General features: G+C 66.3%; 13 protein-coding genes. 9 read left to right on the top strand and 4 right to left on the bottom strand.

Annotated elements, in window-relative coordinates:
* The 6 genes from NA4_RS18390 to NA4_RS18365 form a co-directional block, all read left to right on the top strand.
* The coding region (locus tag NA4_RS18390) for an ABC transporter ATP-binding protein (protein WP_157129112.1) at positions 1 to 1,028 on the top strand (1,028 nt) is incomplete at its 5' end.
* 243 nt (positions 1,029 to 1,271) lie between these two features.
* A complete protein-coding gene (locus NA4_RS18385) occupies positions 1,272 to 2,249 on the top strand; it encodes an ADP-ribosylglycohydrolase family protein (RefSeq protein WP_245671464.1) in 978 nt (325 codons plus the stop codon).
* A gap of 70 nt (positions 2,250 to 2,319) precedes the next feature.
* Positions 2,320 to 2,577, top strand: coding sequence for a DUF2283 domain-containing protein (locus tag NA4_RS18380; RefSeq protein WP_067471076.1), 258 nt, complete (start codon positions 2,320 to 2,322; stop codon positions 2,575 to 2,577).
* Between the two features lie 83 nt (positions 2,578 to 2,660).
* The gene (locus NA4_RS18375; protein WP_067471074.1) at positions 2,661 to 3,401 is read left to right on the top strand and encodes an alpha/beta fold hydrolase; all 741 of its coding nucleotides are present in this window, start codon (positions 2,661 to 2,663) and stop codon (positions 3,399 to 3,401) included.
* 195 nt (positions 3,402 to 3,596) lie between these two features.
* Complete coding sequence (locus NA4_RS18370) at positions 3,597 to 4,592, top strand: NAD(P)-dependent oxidoreductase (protein ID WP_281180032.1); 996 nt, start codon at positions 3,597 to 3,599, stop codon at positions 4,590 to 4,592.
* A gap of 105 nt (positions 4,593 to 4,697) precedes the next feature.
* Entirely contained in the window at positions 4,698 to 5,621 is a 924-nt protein-coding gene (locus NA4_RS18365) for a hypothetical protein (RefSeq protein WP_067471072.1), read from the top strand.
* 158 nt (positions 5,622 to 5,779) lie between these two features.
* On the opposite strand, the gene NA4_RS18360 is transcribed toward NA4_RS18365, so the two are convergent.
* The 3 genes from NA4_RS18360 to NA4_RS40490 are packed head-to-tail and all read right to left on the bottom strand — an operon-like array spanning position 5,780 to position 8,355.
* Positions 5,780 to 6,442 carry a TetR/AcrR family transcriptional regulator gene (locus tag NA4_RS18360; protein WP_067471070.1) on the bottom strand — a complete coding sequence of 221 codons (663 nt, stop codon included), beginning with the start codon at positions 6,440 to 6,442 and terminating at the stop codon, positions 5,780 to 5,782.
* Positions 6,439 to 7,947, bottom strand: coding sequence for an FAD-dependent monooxygenase (locus NA4_RS18355; RefSeq protein WP_067471068.1), 1,509 nt, complete (start codon positions 7,945 to 7,947; stop codon positions 6,439 to 6,441). Before NA4_RS18355 ends, NA4_RS18360 begins: the two co-directional genes overlap by 4 nt.
* 60 nt (positions 7,948 to 8,007) lie before the next feature.
* Positions 8,008 to 8,355, bottom strand: coding sequence for a carboxymuconolactone decarboxylase family protein (locus NA4_RS40490; protein WP_169811064.1), 348 nt, complete (start codon positions 8,353 to 8,355; stop codon positions 8,008 to 8,010).
* Positions 8,356 to 8,572: 217 nt separating this feature from the next.
* Here NA4_RS40490 and NA4_RS18350 point away from each other — a divergent pair, with 217 nt between their 5' ends.
* The 3 genes from NA4_RS18350 to NA4_RS18340 all read left to right on the top strand — a co-directional run bounded on the left by NA4_RS18350 (position 8,573) and on the right by NA4_RS18340 (position 13,553).
* Positions 8,573 to 9,784, top strand: coding sequence for a helix-turn-helix domain-containing protein (locus NA4_RS18350; RefSeq protein ID WP_067471096.1), 1,212 nt, complete (start codon positions 8,573 to 8,575; stop codon positions 9,782 to 9,784).
* 351 nt (positions 9,785 to 10,135) lie between these two features.
* Positions 10,136 to 12,925 (top strand): toll/interleukin-1 receptor domain-containing protein, encoded by a 2,790-nt coding sequence (locus NA4_RS18345; protein ID WP_067471066.1) that lies wholly within the window; start codon positions 10,136 to 10,138, stop codon positions 12,923 to 12,925.
* 103 nt (positions 12,926 to 13,028) lie between these two features.
* The gene (locus NA4_RS18340) at positions 13,029 to 13,553 is read left to right on the top strand and encodes a RipA family octameric membrane protein (RefSeq protein WP_245671462.1); all 525 of its coding nucleotides are present in this window, start codon (positions 13,029 to 13,031) and stop codon (positions 13,551 to 13,553) included.
* A 77-nt stretch (positions 13,554 to 13,630) separates the two neighbouring features.
* Here the strand turns inward: NA4_RS18340 and NA4_RS18335 are convergent, their stop codons facing one another.
* Entirely contained in the window at positions 13,631 to 14,791 is a 1,161-nt protein-coding gene (locus NA4_RS18335; protein ID WP_067471064.1) for an epoxide hydrolase family protein, read from the bottom strand.
* Positions 14,792 to 14,839: the final 48 nt, after the last annotated feature.

The raw sequence follows: 14,839 nt of genomic DNA, 5'->3' as shown, positions 1-14,839 counted from the left end.
CCCGCCGGTCCTTGCTGTCGGCGCTGCCCGGCATCGTGGGCCTGACGCTCACGGTGCAAGCGGCATTCACCGCGCTGCTCGCCTTGGGCGCCTACCTCGCGCTAGGCGGAAATATCGGTGTAGCAGAAGTTTTGGCGATCCTCGTGCTGGCCGCCCGCTGTGCGGATCCGCTGCTGTCGCTGTCGGAAATCGGTGGACAGATGCGCGGCGCGCGTGTCGGGCTCGCCGGACTCGACACAGTCTTGCGCACCGAGCCGCTGCCGGAAGCTCCCGAACCGATTCAGCCGGTCGGCCATGACGTGGCGTTCGAGTCCGTCGCCTTCGAGCACGGCGACCGCACGGTGATCGACGACGTATCGCTGCTCGTGCCCGAGGGACAGCGGCTTGCCGTTGTCGGACCGTCGGGTGCGGGTAAGAGCACATTGCTGCAGCTGCTCGCGCGGTTCTACGACGTGAACGCGGGCACGGTGCGTGTGGGCGGGGTGGATGTGCGCGCGATCAGCACCGACGTGCTGATGCAGCAGATCGCCATCGTCTTCCAGGACGTCTATCTCTTCGACGGCACCATCGAGGAGAACGTGCGTCTCGGCCGTCCCGATGCCGACGACGCCGACGTGCGGGCGGCAGCGACCGCGGCACGGTTGGACGAAGTGATCCAGCGACTGCCCGGCGGATGGGCGGCCAACGTCGGCGAGGGCGGCGCGTTGCTTTCCGGTGGTGAGCGCCAACGCGTTTCGATCGCGCGGGCGCTGCTGAAGAACGCGCCTATCGTGCTGCTGGACGAGGTGACCTCCGCACTGGACCCGGTCAACGAAGCCGCGGTCCACGAGGGAATCGAGCGTCTGATGGCAGGCAGGACAGTGGTGATGGTCGCGCATCGGCTGCGGACTGTCCGGCGCGCCGATCGCATCGTCTTCCTGGACAACGGCCGGATCGTGGAAGAGGGCAGCCACGACGAACTGCTGCGCAGCGGTGGCCGCTATGCCGACTTCTGGAGTGCGGCCCTGACACCACTAGCGAGCGAATGAGTCGCCGTACTGTGGCCGAATCCCTCCACGCCGTCGCCGCAGGCAACCAGCCGGACCTGGCCGAGACTCTGGTAGCGCACTCGCGGTGACGGCAATAGTCCACAACGTCGGCACCGTCCGCGACACCCACCGGGACGGGTTCGCGGTCGGAATGTTCAGCTCGGGCCACCCGTGGCTACCGCGCCATCCGCAACCGCCGCAATAGTTGGCGCCGACTATTCGGTATGGCTACCATCGCACGCGATGCATGTTGATCTAATGCTCGATTCACTCGATGGACTGTCTGTCGGGGATGCGTTGGGGGCGGTATACCCCATCATGGGCCGATCGATTCCGGATCTTCGGGCAGGCAATCTCCCTGCCCGACAGTGGGGATGGACCGACGACACCGAAATGGCCTGCACCGTGGTCGCCGAACTCTGCGGTCACGGTGGAATCGACCAGGATCGGCTTGCCGCCGCCTTCGCGCGACGGTTCGACCCGAGCCGGGACTACGGCTTCCTAGCAGCCGACACATTGCGCCGGATCCGGGACGGCGCGCACTGGCGGCAAGTGGCCGGAGCCGTGTTCGATCACCAGGGTTCCTGCGGCAACGGCGCAGCCATGCGGGTCGCCCCGCTGGGCGCCTTCTACGCGGGCGATCCGGAAAAAGTTGCCGCCGAAGCGGTCCGGTCGGCGCAGGTGACGCATCTGCATCCCGAAGGCGTCCTCGGTGCGGTCGCGGTGGCGCTCGCGGCCGGTCAGGCCGCTCATGCCCGCTTGCGCGGGAGTCGGCCCACATCAGAGGAATTCATCACCGCCGTTCTCGACCGACTCGACGACGGTGACACGACCCGACTGATTCGCCGCGCCCGCACCCTGCTCGGAGGCTCCCCGAGGGAGGCCGCGAGTGAACTCGGCAACGGATCTTTGGTAACCGCCCAGAACACGGTTCCGTTCACGATGTGGGTCGCCGCAACGTACCTGGACGACTACCCGGCCGCGATCACCACATGTATTGCGGCAGACGGAGATATCGACACCACCAGCGCAATCGTCGGCGGGATCGTCGCCGCCTACACCGGCACCAGCGCTCGCCCCGGTCCGAGCGCCGGAGTGCCGCAAAGCTGGCTCGCCGCGCGAGAACCGTTGCCCGGGTGGTTCAACCCGAACCGGGGAACACAACGGCGCAAGAATTCCGCATCCGGCCGCGTTCGACGATGGTTATCCGGCGCGTCGTGAGACGACCCAACCGATCGATCTCGCTGCTGATCGGCCGGTCAAGGACAAGTCCGGGATCGGAGATACACGGATGACCGACGCATCTCAACCGACCTACATCGATGCTCTGACGTGGGACAAGCAAGCGAATGCCGCCTACCTCGCCATCCGAGCCGAGGACGCCGGACAACGGCACGCAGCTCTTACGCTCACAGTCGAGACCGAGGACGGCACGGTTGTGGCCGCACTGGACTTCGGAGCTGACGGCACGCTGATGGGAGTGGAACTCCTCGACGCCGACAGGCAATTGACCGCCGCCATGAAGGCGTCCGCGACCGACATCACCTGAAGGCGCAGAGTTCCGATTCGACATTCCGTCGTGATGATCGGGCTCGGCGCCCGAGTTCGATCGCATGGCGGACACTCGAAGACATGCAAGATCTTACGATCCTCGAGCATGGGACCGGACCCGCGGTGGCACTCGTGCACGGTGGCTCCGGGCCGAAGACAACCTGGACCGGGCTGCACGCGCTCTCCGCACGGTGGACGCTGCTGCTCGTGCACCGACGCGGCTTCGGGGCTGGTCCGCCGCCACCGGGTGGGCGACAGGACTTCGAGATCGACGCGGACGATCTCGAAGCTATATTCCGGGACCGGCGCCCGCACGTGGTCGCCCATTCCTACGGGGTACTCGGAGCGCTTCTCGCCGCCGCCCGGGCACCCTGGACTGTGCGCTCGCTGACCCTCATCGAACCACCCCTGTACTTCCTCGCCCCTGATGATCCTGAAGTGGCTCGGCTGGAGATGCTGGGAAATACGGTGCTCACCGATGGTCTCGACGCCGACCCCGCAATACTGCGCGAATTCCTCACTCTCGCAGGGGCACCGGATACAGAAGGGATTCGGCTGTCCGATCGAGCCATTCGCCGCGCGTGGGGCGCTCGTCTGCCGGGACAAGCACGACCGAACCTGACCGCCGTGCGCGCGGCCGGGATTCCTGCGCTGGTCGCATCGGGCGGACACTCTCCTGGCCTGGAACGGATCTGCGACCTGCTGGCCGACGCACTCGGGGCACAACGGCTCATTGCACCGGGTGCGGGCCATTTCGTCCCGGCGGCACCGGATTTCGCCGACCGGCTCGAGGATTTTCTCTCCAGTGCTATCGCCCGCTGATCGGGCGATCCGGGACGGGGTCTGTCGGCCACCGAAGTCGACGCCGATTGGGGCGTGCGTAACGCCCCATCCGGTGTGATGCCAATCGGTCGTAGTTGTGAACAACCTTTCGATGGTGTGATCCATGCCACTGCTGTAGGAGTCGCGGCATTCGGACCTTGTCCCAAACCTGGACGTAAGTAACCAGGCCCCGAAGTGCGGTCTTCCCGACACGGCCAGCGGCAGTCACCATCGAGTCCGGCGCCGACACGATGTGCAGAACCGTACTGGAAGAGGAACGAAATGATGGCTGAGTCAGCTGGTTCGGTGACGGTTATCGGGCTCGGACCGATGGGGCAGGCCATGGTTCGGTCGTTGCGTGCGTCCGGCACGAAGGTGACGGTGTGGAATCGCAGCTCCGAAAAGGCCGAGGCGGTAGTGCGATTCGGCGCCATGCGAGCGGATACCGCGGCAGAAGCGTTGAGCGCCGGCGAGGTGATCGTCCTCAGCCTGACCGACTATGCCGCGATGTACGACGTGCTCGAGCCCGTGGCCGAGCTTCTGCCGGGCAAGACGATCGTCAACCTCTCTTCGGACTCGCCGGACAGCACACGCACAGCGGGGGCATGGATCCGTGCACGTGGTGGTCGATTTCTCGCCGGCGGGGTCATGGCCGACAGCGATGGCGTGGGAGGTTCGGCCGCCTATATCTTCTACAGCGGCCCCCGCGATGTTTTCGCTGCATGTGCCGACGTGCTGCGGCCGCTGGGCCGGCCGGAGTATCTCGGCGAGGACGATGGGCTCGCGCAGCTGTACTACCAGGCGGTCCTGGCAATGTTCCTGCCCGCACTGCTCGCGTTCGAGCAAGCACTGGCCATGATCGATCGATCAGGCGAATCGATCGAACGGTTCCTGCCGTACGCACAACGGTCGATGGGCGATATGGCGGGCCTGTACGCCGCGGTGGCAGCCATGGCCGCCACCGGCGGTTGGCGCGATATCGCCCACCTGCGGATGATGGCGGCCGGGGCGCAGCATGTCGTCCAAACCGCCACGGCTGCCGGAGTAGATACGGCGTTGGCGCACGCGGTGCGGACCTACTGGCGTCGTGCCCTGGCCGAAAGCGAGCGAGCAGGTGTACCGGTATCGACCCTCCAACTGCTCCGAGGCGACGTGGAACCAGCAGCCCGAGCGAACTGGAATGCCGATTGAACCGCCGCCGCGACATGTCCACCACGGCCGCTACAGTGACTGCGACAGAACCGCTACAACCGGGGGCCGAACGTGGGTTATGACATCAGCTTTCACCCTGTCGACATGGGCCTGGCCGAGGAACGGGTCATTCCGTTCCTGGCCGGTCACGGTGCCGACAACGATCTGGATGATCTGATCGCCGACGCGGTACGGCAGGCGAAGGTCCGCTTCCGCGCGAACGCGTGGGGCCTCGGCGTCCGAAAGGCATACAACGGCGGCGATTTCGATACGTCGCTCTACATCTGGGGCAGGCCGTTCTTCGTCACCGCCGACGATCCGGCGACCGTCGCCGAAACCGTTGTCCGCTATTGCGATTCCACCGTCGACCAGGTAGACGACCTGGCCCGCAGCCAGATCGCACTCCTCGATCCGGCCCTGCTGAAACATGTCGAACCCGACATGAACGGCACCCTGCCCGCCGACGAACAGCTCGCCGCCGGCTTCCGCTGGAAGCTCGACCTGCTCCGCGAGGCGGCGTCCGCCGTCCGTTCGGGCCGCGCGAGTACTCGCAACGGCGACGGCGACGAGATCTCCGCCGGGGGCGCGCTGACCGGCAACGCCCAATTCTGTCTGGTCGAATTCCTCGCCGCCTTGCTCCCCGGCTGGATCGAGCGCGGCAAAGTGTGGCCCACCGAACTGGCCGAACACGCCTCAACCGACGGCTACGCACCATTTTCCGACAATGCGCCGCTGTTCGGTTCTCTCCCCACCGAATTCCCGTCGCTGGATTGGGAATCCAACTGGACCATTTCCTCCAACTACACGATCGGCGGCTATGCCGCGCCCTCGAACATCCGGCCGCTGCGAAACTGGCTTTCCCACAATGCCGAACCGCTCACCGCTGTAGGCGACCAATGGGACGACCGCCCCTACGTTCGCAAGGCCCTCCGCAAGATCGATGAAGCCCTGGCTCTGGCCGAACTGACCGGCTCGGCCTTCGTCGAAGCCGCCGAAATCTACATCCCCATGCAGGGCACTATGAACTGACACTCACCCTGGGACATCCAGAAGCCGAAGAAATTGGCCGCCGACCCGAGTCCCGACGCGATGATCACGGGGACCCGGCCAGCGGTTTCAGGGCTGACCAGCAGACCCAGCGCGTTCGGGGCATAACGGCCGCATCCGCAAGCAGATCGGGTAGGCGGCTATTTCGCGGGATCCGAGCGGCCGGTAGCGCCGGGCAGCGCGAAGCCGGTTTGGTGTAGAAGGCTGCGCAGATATGCGGTCAGGTCGGATGGTTGCGGGCCTTCGGTGGTTTGGGACCGGGCGGGTTCCAGCAGCAGGTGGTGGATGATGGCGCCGTTGAGCATGTCGAGCAGGATGTCCAAGTCGGCGGTCGGTGTGAGGACGCCGGCGGCTTGGGCCTGCTGGAGCAGGGCGCGCGAGCGTTCGCGCCGGGGCAGCACATGGTGGTGCCAGTAGGCATTCAGCAGTGCCGGGTGGCTGGGGCCTGCTCCGAGCAGACGTGCCGCGAGCAGGCGATACCTGGGGTCGGCGAGGGCCGCACCCCACTGCGGGAGCAGTGCTTCGATCAGGTCGGGCAGGGCGGCGGCAGTGGTAGCCGGTGGCACGCCGGGAATGTCTTCGCGCGCCTGCTCGATAGCGTGGGCAAGCAGGTCCTCCTTCGACTTCCACCGTTTATAGACGGTGACCTTGGCGACACCGGCGCGTTTGGCGATGGCCTCCATACTGGTGTTGTCGATGCCGCGTTCGATGAGCAGATCGACGGCGGCACGCAGGATGGCGGCGTCGGCGTTGGGATCGCGAGGACGTCCCGGCCCTTCGCGTCGCGGGGTGTCGGTGCTCATGCCCCCATCCTGGAGTAGAGCGTGTTGGCGAACCAACCGTGCAGCGCGCTGGGGGCGTCGCCGCGCCAGGCGAGGTGTCCGTCGGGACGGACCAGCAGCGCGGGGTGCGGAGCAGCACGGTCGGTCAGCACGGTGACGTTCGAGTCGAGATGTTTCGCGACCACGCCGGCGAACGCATCGGCGGACGTATCGGGCCGAGCGAGGACGACCCAGGCGGGCTGCAATTCGGCATACAGGCGGGTCGAGGTGCCGTCGAGGCGCGCGCATTCGCGGTCGGGGATGCGGTCTCCAGGCCGGGGTCCGGGGCCTCGGCGGCTGCCGAGTGGTCCTTTCCGATAGGTGACCCAGAGCTGGGACGCGGTGCGCGTCGCTTTCTGCTGCACTTTCGCAGAATCGAGCAGCGGGATGAAGATCCGGTCCCGCACGAAGCGCGCCAGAATGCCATCGCCGACAAGGATTCTCGTGTTGGCGGTGGTGGCGCGGAGCACCTCGGTGGCCAGTGGACGCCGCTCGGCGCTGTAGGTGTCGAGCAGCCTCGCGTCCGCGCGACCGCCGACCACCAGGGCCAGTTTCCAGGCCAGGTTCTCGGCATCACCGATTCCGGTGTTCATACCCTGCCCGCCGATCGGGCTGTGGATGTGGGCGGCGTCGCCGGCCAACAGCACGCGACCGGACCGGTAGTCAGCGGCAAGCCTGCGGTGGATCCGGAAGACCGAGGTCCACACCGCTTCTCGGATACGGACCCCGGCGTCCCCCGCCCGTTCAGGCAGCATTTCCTCGAAGCGGCCGACGATATCCTCAGCCGAGAGATGCCGATCGGCGGGCGGGACATCTGCCATCAGCCGCCACCGATCACCGCGATCCTCATTGCCGCGCATGGGAATTGCCAGCAACAGACCGTCGCGGTGATAGAAGCCCGCCGAGATGGAGCGGTCACGGTCCCAGTCCGCGTGCACATCGGCGAGCAGGAACTGCTCCACCACCGGCACCCCGGGGAACTCGATCCCGGCGGCATCACGCACCACGCTGTGCGCCCCATCGCAGCCGACCAGCCAATCCGCCCGCAGCCGCGTCCCGTCTGTGAATTCCACTGTGACTCCATCGGCATCCTGGGTCGCGGCCGTGACTGTCCGGTCCCACTCGATATCCACCCCCAGCCCGGCGAGCCGTTGCCGCAACTTCTCCTCGATCAACGCCTGCGACACGAACAAGGCCTGCACCGACTCCCGGTCGTCCGGTGCGAACCGCATCGTCGCGATGGGACGCGACCGCACATACATCCGCATACCGACCGGCGCCAACGACCGTTCCCGCAGATCACCCATCGCCCCCAACCGCTGCAACACCTCGACACCCCGCGCATGCAGAATGTTCGCCCGCGACGTCACCGCCGGGCCGCTCGCCTTGTCGACCACACGAACCGCGACCCCCTGCGCCGCCAACCCACACGCCAGCACCAGACCCGACGGCCCCGCACCCACCACTACAACCGCTACCCGTTCCATCGCTACTCCAATTAATATACGGATACGTTTGCGTATGCTAATTCCGCCTTGGTCGGCCCGTCAACCGGTTCGGGACACGCTTCTTCGCGTTCCGGGCTGGCGCACTCTGGCGGACCGATGTTTGAAGTAGGGTTCGATCAGCCGCAGGCACAATGAGTTTCGAAGGCATCCGAGGCAGGAGTCAGCATGAACAGCCTGTTCAAGGGTGCGGTCGTGGTTCGTCGCTGATGCTTCCTTCCTCGCCAGCTGAACCTCGGCCCACAGGCAGGCGCTGCCTCCATTGATCTGGCTGGCGCGCATCGCGGCAAGCGCCAATGTAGAACGGGGAATGCCCGAATCGCGCTCCTCCCCTGCGTGATCACTGCCGGATTGATCCAGCCGGATGTAGCCGATCGCGACGTCTGCCATGCCCGCCCCTCGCTCGATTCGTGTGACGCGGCACCCGGCGCAGGGGATCTCGCGACCCTCCCCGCGTCGCCATAGACGCCGGTGGTGTGCCCGGATGAAGAACGGGCTCTCACCCCGCGCCGGGGGCCGGAACATGACTGTGACGACGAACAACACTGCGAAGCGGCAAAAGATTTGTCACTCTGGGGATAAGGGAAACTGTGGAATGGGATGCGTGATGACGATGACCCACGAATCCGGTGTCGGCGAGAAGGTGCGCATAGCGCGGAAGCTCGCGGGATGGAGTCAGGAGAAGCTTGCGCAGGAAGCCAACTTCTCGGCGAGTTTGGTCCGCAAGGTCGAGCGCGGCCGTGCACCTGCATCACCGGCATTCGTCGCGGCATGCGCCCGCGCTCTGCGCTTGAACCTCGCAGATCTCCTCGAGCAGCCCTACCCGCGGCAGACCCGCGATGAACAGCGCGTTCACGCCGGAGTGCCGGAGATCCGGCGCGAACTGGCCGTGTACAACATCGAGCCCGACGGCAGCATGAACCCCCGCCCCGAGCAGGAACTCGCCGCTGACGTCGCGAAAGCCTCCAAATTGCGGCATTCCGTCAACCTCGGCGACCTCGGTAGACTGCTGCCCGGCCTGCTCGCGGACCTCCGTGTCGCATGGCACTCTGCCACCGGCTCAGAACGCGAGCGTATCTTCGGGCTTCTCGCGGAGACGTTCGCAGCAACTGGGCAAGTCGTGTACAAGCTCGGCTATATCGACCTCTCCTCGCTGTGCGTCGACCGATACGAATGGGCAGCCGCACAGTCCGGCGATCCGCTGGCCGTCCTCGTGGGTGACTATCAGCGCGCGGGCGAACTGATCGGCGCGGCCGACTGGACGACCGCCATCCGGTTCCTCGAATCAAGCCGTGCCACAATCGAATCGGATATCTGCGGCAACGATCCAGCCGTTCTCAGCATGTGGGGCAACCTGCACCTGAAATCCGGCCTCGCCGCCGCCCGCGCAGGTCGCCGCGACGTCGCCGACGCGCACCTCGCCGAAGCGCGGGAAACCGCCGAGCGCATCGGCGTCGATCGTGACGATTACCGGCTGTGCTTCGGCGTTACGAATGTCGACATCTGGTCGGTCGGCCTGGCGGTCGAGATGATGGACGGCACCGAAGCCGTGAAACGCGCAGAGCGCGTGCATCTTCCAGCTACAACGCAACGAGAACGCGCAGGCCACCACTACATCGACTTGGCCAGGGGATACCTTCTCCACGGCGACCGCACGAAAGCCCTCGCCTCCCTCTTCGAGGCCAAGGAGATCGCGCCGACACAAACCCGCTACCACCCCATGGTCCATGAGACCGTCCGCGTGCTGGCACGCGACGACGCTCGAAGCAAAGAGAGCGTGCGCGGCTTTGCCGCCTGGTGCGGCGTCGACCACGCCTGAGCAGTTTCGGGCTGGAATCGCAACGCATACTCGCTTACTTGCGGGAGGTGCACCGCCGCCTCACGCCATACACTGCAGCGTCCTGTGCCTCGACCACGCGGACCACGCCCATGACGCGAGGAGTCCCGCGCGGTCGACCGTCCGGTGGAGTGCGCTGGCGAAGGCAGGTGGTGGACGACCGGCCAGCTGTGTAGGTATCGCTCAGAGGCGGTGGGGGCAATCGACCGCAAGCGAGCCCAGCAAACTTTCTGCCAAGTCGAGTAGTGCACTACCCACGTCATGAGCACTCGGGTGCGCCAGACTCGGAGAGTCCAGTTCATGCGTCTCGGTCTGGAGAGCGGGCGATAACGGATGCGGGCTCAGGCTCCGGAGCAGAATGATCGTCGGCAACGGCAGTCGTTCGATTACGACGCCTTCATCTCCTATGCCCATGATGATCGTCCGGTCGCCGCGGGGGTCCAGAAAGGCTTACACCGAATCGGCCGACGCATGGGTCACTTGCACGCGCTGCGGGTGTTCCGCGACGCTACCGACATCACCGCAAGCCCCGACCTGTGGGGAAGGGTCGCAGGGGCGATCGACCGCGCCCGTTATTTCATCGTGGTGCTCTCACCACACTCGGCCGCCTCGGGCTGGGTCAACAAAGAGGTTGCCCACTGGCTGCGGCGGCGCGGGCCGGACAAGTTGTTGTTCGTCGTCGCCGACGGGCATCTGGTCTGGGACGAAGACAGTGGACGGTTCGATCCGGAACGGTCCGACGCGGCCCTGCCGGTGCTGACGGAGCCGGGAGCGCTGCCAACCGAGCCGTTCTACGTCGACGTCAGCGAGGATGCGCCGTGGGATCCTCGCGCGGCGATCTTCCGGGAGAAGGTTACCGATCTGGCCGCCCCGATTCACGGCAAACCCAAGTACGAATTGGCCAGCGAGGATCTGCGGGAGCAACGCCGCTTCCGGCGGTTACGGCGGGCTGCGATCGCGGGCTTGGTCGTGCTGACCGTTCTTGCGGTCACCGCGGCGGCGATCGCGTTCGTGCAACGACAAGAGGCGGTACGCCAACGCAACGAAGCGATAGCCCGGCGACTGCTGTCGGAAGGCCAGGCCATACTCGCCGGCGTCGACCTCAGCGGCGACGCACGCGCGCTGAAGCAGATTTTGGCCGCGCAGTCGATCGCCTCGCAGCCGGACGAGGGCGCACTGCTCGGGGCAGCGCTCGAGCGGCGCAGGGTGCTCTCGATCATCGAGTCCACCGTGCGGGTGTCCAGCGTGGCGGTCAGCCCGGACGGGCAGCGGATCGTCTCCGACGGTGCCGACAACACCGTGCGGCTCTGGGACGCCAACACCGGACAACCCATCGGCCAACCGATCACCGGACATCAAGGCCGGGTGTTGAGGGTTGCGTTTTCCCCGGACGGGCGGCGCATCGTCTCCGGCGGCACCGACAACACCGTGCGGCTCTGGGACGCCAACACCGGACAACCCATCGGCCAACCGATCACCGGACACCAGAACTGGGTGCGGAGCGTCGCGTTCGCCCCAGACGGCCGACGCATCGTTTCCGGCGGAGACGACAACACCGTGCGGGTCTGGGACGCGAACACCGGACAACCCATCGGCCAACCGATCACCGGACACCAGAACTGGGTGTTGAGCGTGGCGTTCGCCCCAGACGGCCGACGCATCGTCTCGGGTGGCACCGACGAAACCGTTCGATTGTGGGATGCCGCTAGCGGACAACCGATCGGCGGACCTATGACCGGGCACCGAGGCACGGTCGAGAGCGTTGCGTTCGCCCCGGATGGAGAGCGAATCGTCTCCGGTGGTTTCGCAGGTCGCGCCGGACACATCCTGTTGTGGGACACGAATACCGGAGCACCGATCGGCGAACCGATCACCGGACACCGAGGCCCGGTCAGGAGCGTCGCGTTCGCCCCGGACGGCCGGCGCATCGTCTCCACCGGCGATGACGGCACCCTGCGGCTGTGGGACACGAACAACAGAACGCCGATCGGGGAACCGATCACCGGACACCGAGGCCCGGTCGGGAGCGTGACGTTCAGCCCAGATGGGCAACGTATCGTCTCCGGCGGCGCCGATGGCACGGTGCGAGTGTGGGAGGCGCGCACCGGCATACCAACCATCCCGGGCATCGTGCGGAGTGTCGCATTCAGCCCGGACGGGCGGCGGTTCGTCTCCGGCGGTATCGACGTGCGGTTGTGGGATGCGACTACTGGCCGACCTGTCGGCGAGCCGATGACGGGTCACCAAGACTCGGTGACGAGCGTGAGCTTCGCCCCAGACGGGCGGCGTATCGTCGCAGGCGGTGAGGATGGCACCGTGCAACTGTGGGACGCGACCACCGGCCAACCTATCGGCGAACCAATGACCGGGCACCATGAAGCGGTATTGAGTGTGGCGTTCAGCTCGAACGGGCAGCGCATTGTCTCCGGCGGCGCCGACAACACCCTGCTGCTCCGGGACGCGACCACCGGAGCGCCGATCGGCGAACCGATGACCGGACACGGGGACTGGGTGTTCAGCGTCGCCTTCGACCCTGACGGGCGGCGCATCATCTCCGGCAGCTCCGACACCACCGTGCGGCTATGGGACGCGGCCACTCGCCAACCCATAGGCAAGCCGTTGACCGCACCGGTCCGGATTTCCAGCGTGGCCTTCAGCCCGGACGGCCAACGGATCATCTCCGGCGGCGCCGACGGTACCGTCGGGCTATGGGATGCAGCTAGTGGCCAACCCATCGGCGAACCGATGGGTGCACACCAGGGAACAACGTGGAGTGTGGCATTCAGCCCGGACGGGCAGCGCATCATCTCCGGCGGGGTCGACGGTGCCGTGCGACTGTGGGACGCCACCAGCCGCGAACCCATCGGTCCTCCCATGACCGGACACCCCGGAACGGTGTGGAGCGTTGCATTCAGCCCGGACGGGCAGCGCATTCTCTCCGGCGGAGACAACGGCAGCATCTTCATGTGGGCCGCAACACCCGCTGAGTGGACAAAGGGTCTGTGCAGCAAACTCACGCGCAACATGAGCCACAAGCAATGGGACGACTGGGTCTCGCCGGATATCGACTACGTCAAGGTCTGCCCCGAACTACCGATTCCTCCCGACGACCCCCAGAACTGAAAGCGAGCGGCCCCCCGGCTTGCGCCGAACTGGTCGCCGTAAACACCTCGCCGAGAAGAAGGAATCCGCTCAGGAACACGACAACACGTCAGGAAGAGGGACAGTGCACCAGAACGACAGCCGGTCCGAACTCCGCCACCGACTCTGGAGCGACCCGGACGACAGAACCGGGCCCGCGCGCGGCACCACCTACGACAGCGTGGTACTCGAGCAGTACCGCCTCTACGTGGAGATGGCCGACCGCATCAGCGCGCGACGCGGCCTGACGAATTCGTTCTTCGTGACACTCAATACCGGCATCTTCACCCTTGTCGCCGCATTTGGGAAAACCCCACCGTCGAACAAGGAAGGGTGGCTGGCCATCCCGCTGGTCGCGATCCTCGGCCAGTGTTTCGCCTGGTTCTACCTGGTGCGCAGCTACCGGCTCCTCAACAGCGCCAAGTACCAGGTCATCGGCGCCCTCGAAGAACGACTCCCCGCCTCACCCTTCTGGCGCGCCGAATGGTGGGCCCTAGGCGAAGGGAAGGACCGCTCACGGTACTGGCCCCTCACCCACATCGAGCAATGGATCCCGATTCTCTTCGGCCTCGCCTACATCGCAGGGTTCCTCGCACTGGTTCTCGCTTGAGTTCGCTTCGCCGACTTCGGTTTACACGCCGAAAGGGCAGGCGGTGCGTACCGCCTGCCCTCTGGGTTCCGCTGGAATCAGTCGCCGAGCGTGCGGAAGAACTCTCGGATATCGCCGACCAGCAACTCCGGCACCTCCAGCGCCGGGAAGTGGCCGCCGGAGTAGAACTCCGACCAGTGCGTGATGTTGTGGGCGCGCTCGGCGAAGCGGCGGATGGCGTAGTCGCCGTCCTTGAACACCGCGACACCGGTCGGCACGGTGCCCTTCGGCTTCGGCGCGAACATGCTCGCGTCGTGGAAACGCTCGTAGTAGAAGTTCGCGACGCTGCGGGCGGTGTCGGTGAACCAGTAGATGCTCACCGTGGCCAACATCCGGTCCTTGTCGACGGCGTCCTCGGGCAGCTCGTGTGCGGAGTCGGTCCACTCCTGGTACTTCTCCGCGATCCAGCCGAGCTGGCCCGCCGGGGAGTCGGCGAGCAGCTGCGCGATGGTGTTCGGGCGCGAACCTTTCAGGTTCATGTAGGCCGAGCCGTCGTCCTGGAACTTCTTCATCGCGCCCAGCCGCGCCTTCTCCGCGCCGGTCAGTGCGGCCATGTCGGCGGGGTCGCCGGTCGGGAAGGTGACCAGCGCGTTGACGTGCACGCCGACCACGTGCTCGGTGTCGATCCGCCCGAGCGCCGGGGCGATGAACGCGCCGTGGTCGCCGCCCTGCACGCCGTAGCGGTCGTAACCGAGGCGCACCATCAGCTCGCCGAGCGCTGCCGCGATCCGGCCGTCGTTCCACCCGGTCTCGGTAATCGGGCCGGAGAACCCGTGTCCAGGCAGCGACGGGATGACCAGATGGAAGGCCGGAGCGTCGGGGGCGCCGTGCGCGGCGGGATCGGTGAGCGGGCCGATCACGTCGAGGAAGTCGACCACCGAACTGGGCCAGCCGTGCAGCAGCAGCAACGGGGTGGCGTCGTCCTTGGCGGAGCGGACGTGCAGGAAGTGCACGTTCTGGCCCGCGATGGTGGTGGTGAACTGCGGGTAGGCGTTCAGCTCTGCCTCGACGGCCCGCCAGTCGAACTTCTCGGCCCAGTACCCGGCCAGGTCCTTCAGGTAGGCGGTGGGCACGCCGCGTTCCCAGCCGGTGCCGGGCAGGTCGTCGATCCAGCGGGTGCGGGCCAGGCGCAGGCGGAGGTCGTCCAGGTCGGCCTGCGGGATGTCGATGCGGAAGGGGCGGATTTCGGTGTTCGTCATGCCAGTAATACTTCGGGTAACCAGGGGGTCGCCGAATCACGAGAATTC

This window comes from Nocardia amamiensis NBRC 102102, assembly GCF_001612745.1.
GTDB lineage: Bacteria > Actinomycetota > Actinomycetes > Mycobacteriales > Mycobacteriaceae > Nocardia > Nocardia amamiensis.
The sequence above is the reverse complement of the archived record's forward strand: the minus strand, read 5'-3'. Positions and strand labels throughout refer to the sequence as shown.

Coding starts and splice junctions, on each gene's coding strand:
- NA4_RS18365 (WP_067471072.1), top strand. CDS start 4,698: ATGGGCCTGGCCGAGGAACGGGTCATTCCGTTCCTGGCCGGTCACGGT.
- NA4_RS18375 (WP_067471074.1), top strand. CDS start 2,661: ATGCAAGATCTTACGATCCTCGAGCATGGGACCGGACCCGCGGTGGCA.
- NA4_RS18350 (WP_067471096.1), top strand. CDS start 8,573: ATGACGATGACCCACGAATCCGGTGTCGGCGAGAAGGTGCGCATAGCG.
- NA4_RS18380 (WP_067471076.1), top strand. CDS start 2,320: ATGACCGACGCATCTCAACCGACCTACATCGATGCTCTGACGTGGGAC.
- NA4_RS18335 (WP_067471064.1), bottom strand. CDS start 14,791: ATGACGAACACCGAAATCCGCCCCTTCCGCATCGACATCCCGCAGGCC.
- NA4_RS18360 (WP_067471070.1), bottom strand. CDS start 6,442: ATGAGCACCGACACCCCGCGACGCGAAGGGCCGGGACGTCCTCGCGAT.
- NA4_RS18385 (WP_245671464.1), top strand. CDS start 1,272: ATGCATGTTGATCTAATGCTCGATTCACTCGATGGACTGTCTGTCGGG.
- NA4_RS18345 (WP_067471066.1), top strand. CDS start 10,136: ATGCGGGCTCAGGCTCCGGAGCAGAATGATCGTCGGCAACGGCAGTCG.
- NA4_RS18355 (WP_067471068.1), bottom strand. CDS start 7,947: ATGGAACGGGTAGCGGTTGTAGTGGTGGGTGCGGGGCCGTCGGGTCTG.
- NA4_RS40490 (WP_169811064.1), bottom strand. CDS start 8,355: ATGGCAGACGTCGCGATCGGCTACATCCGGCTGGATCAATCCGGCAGT.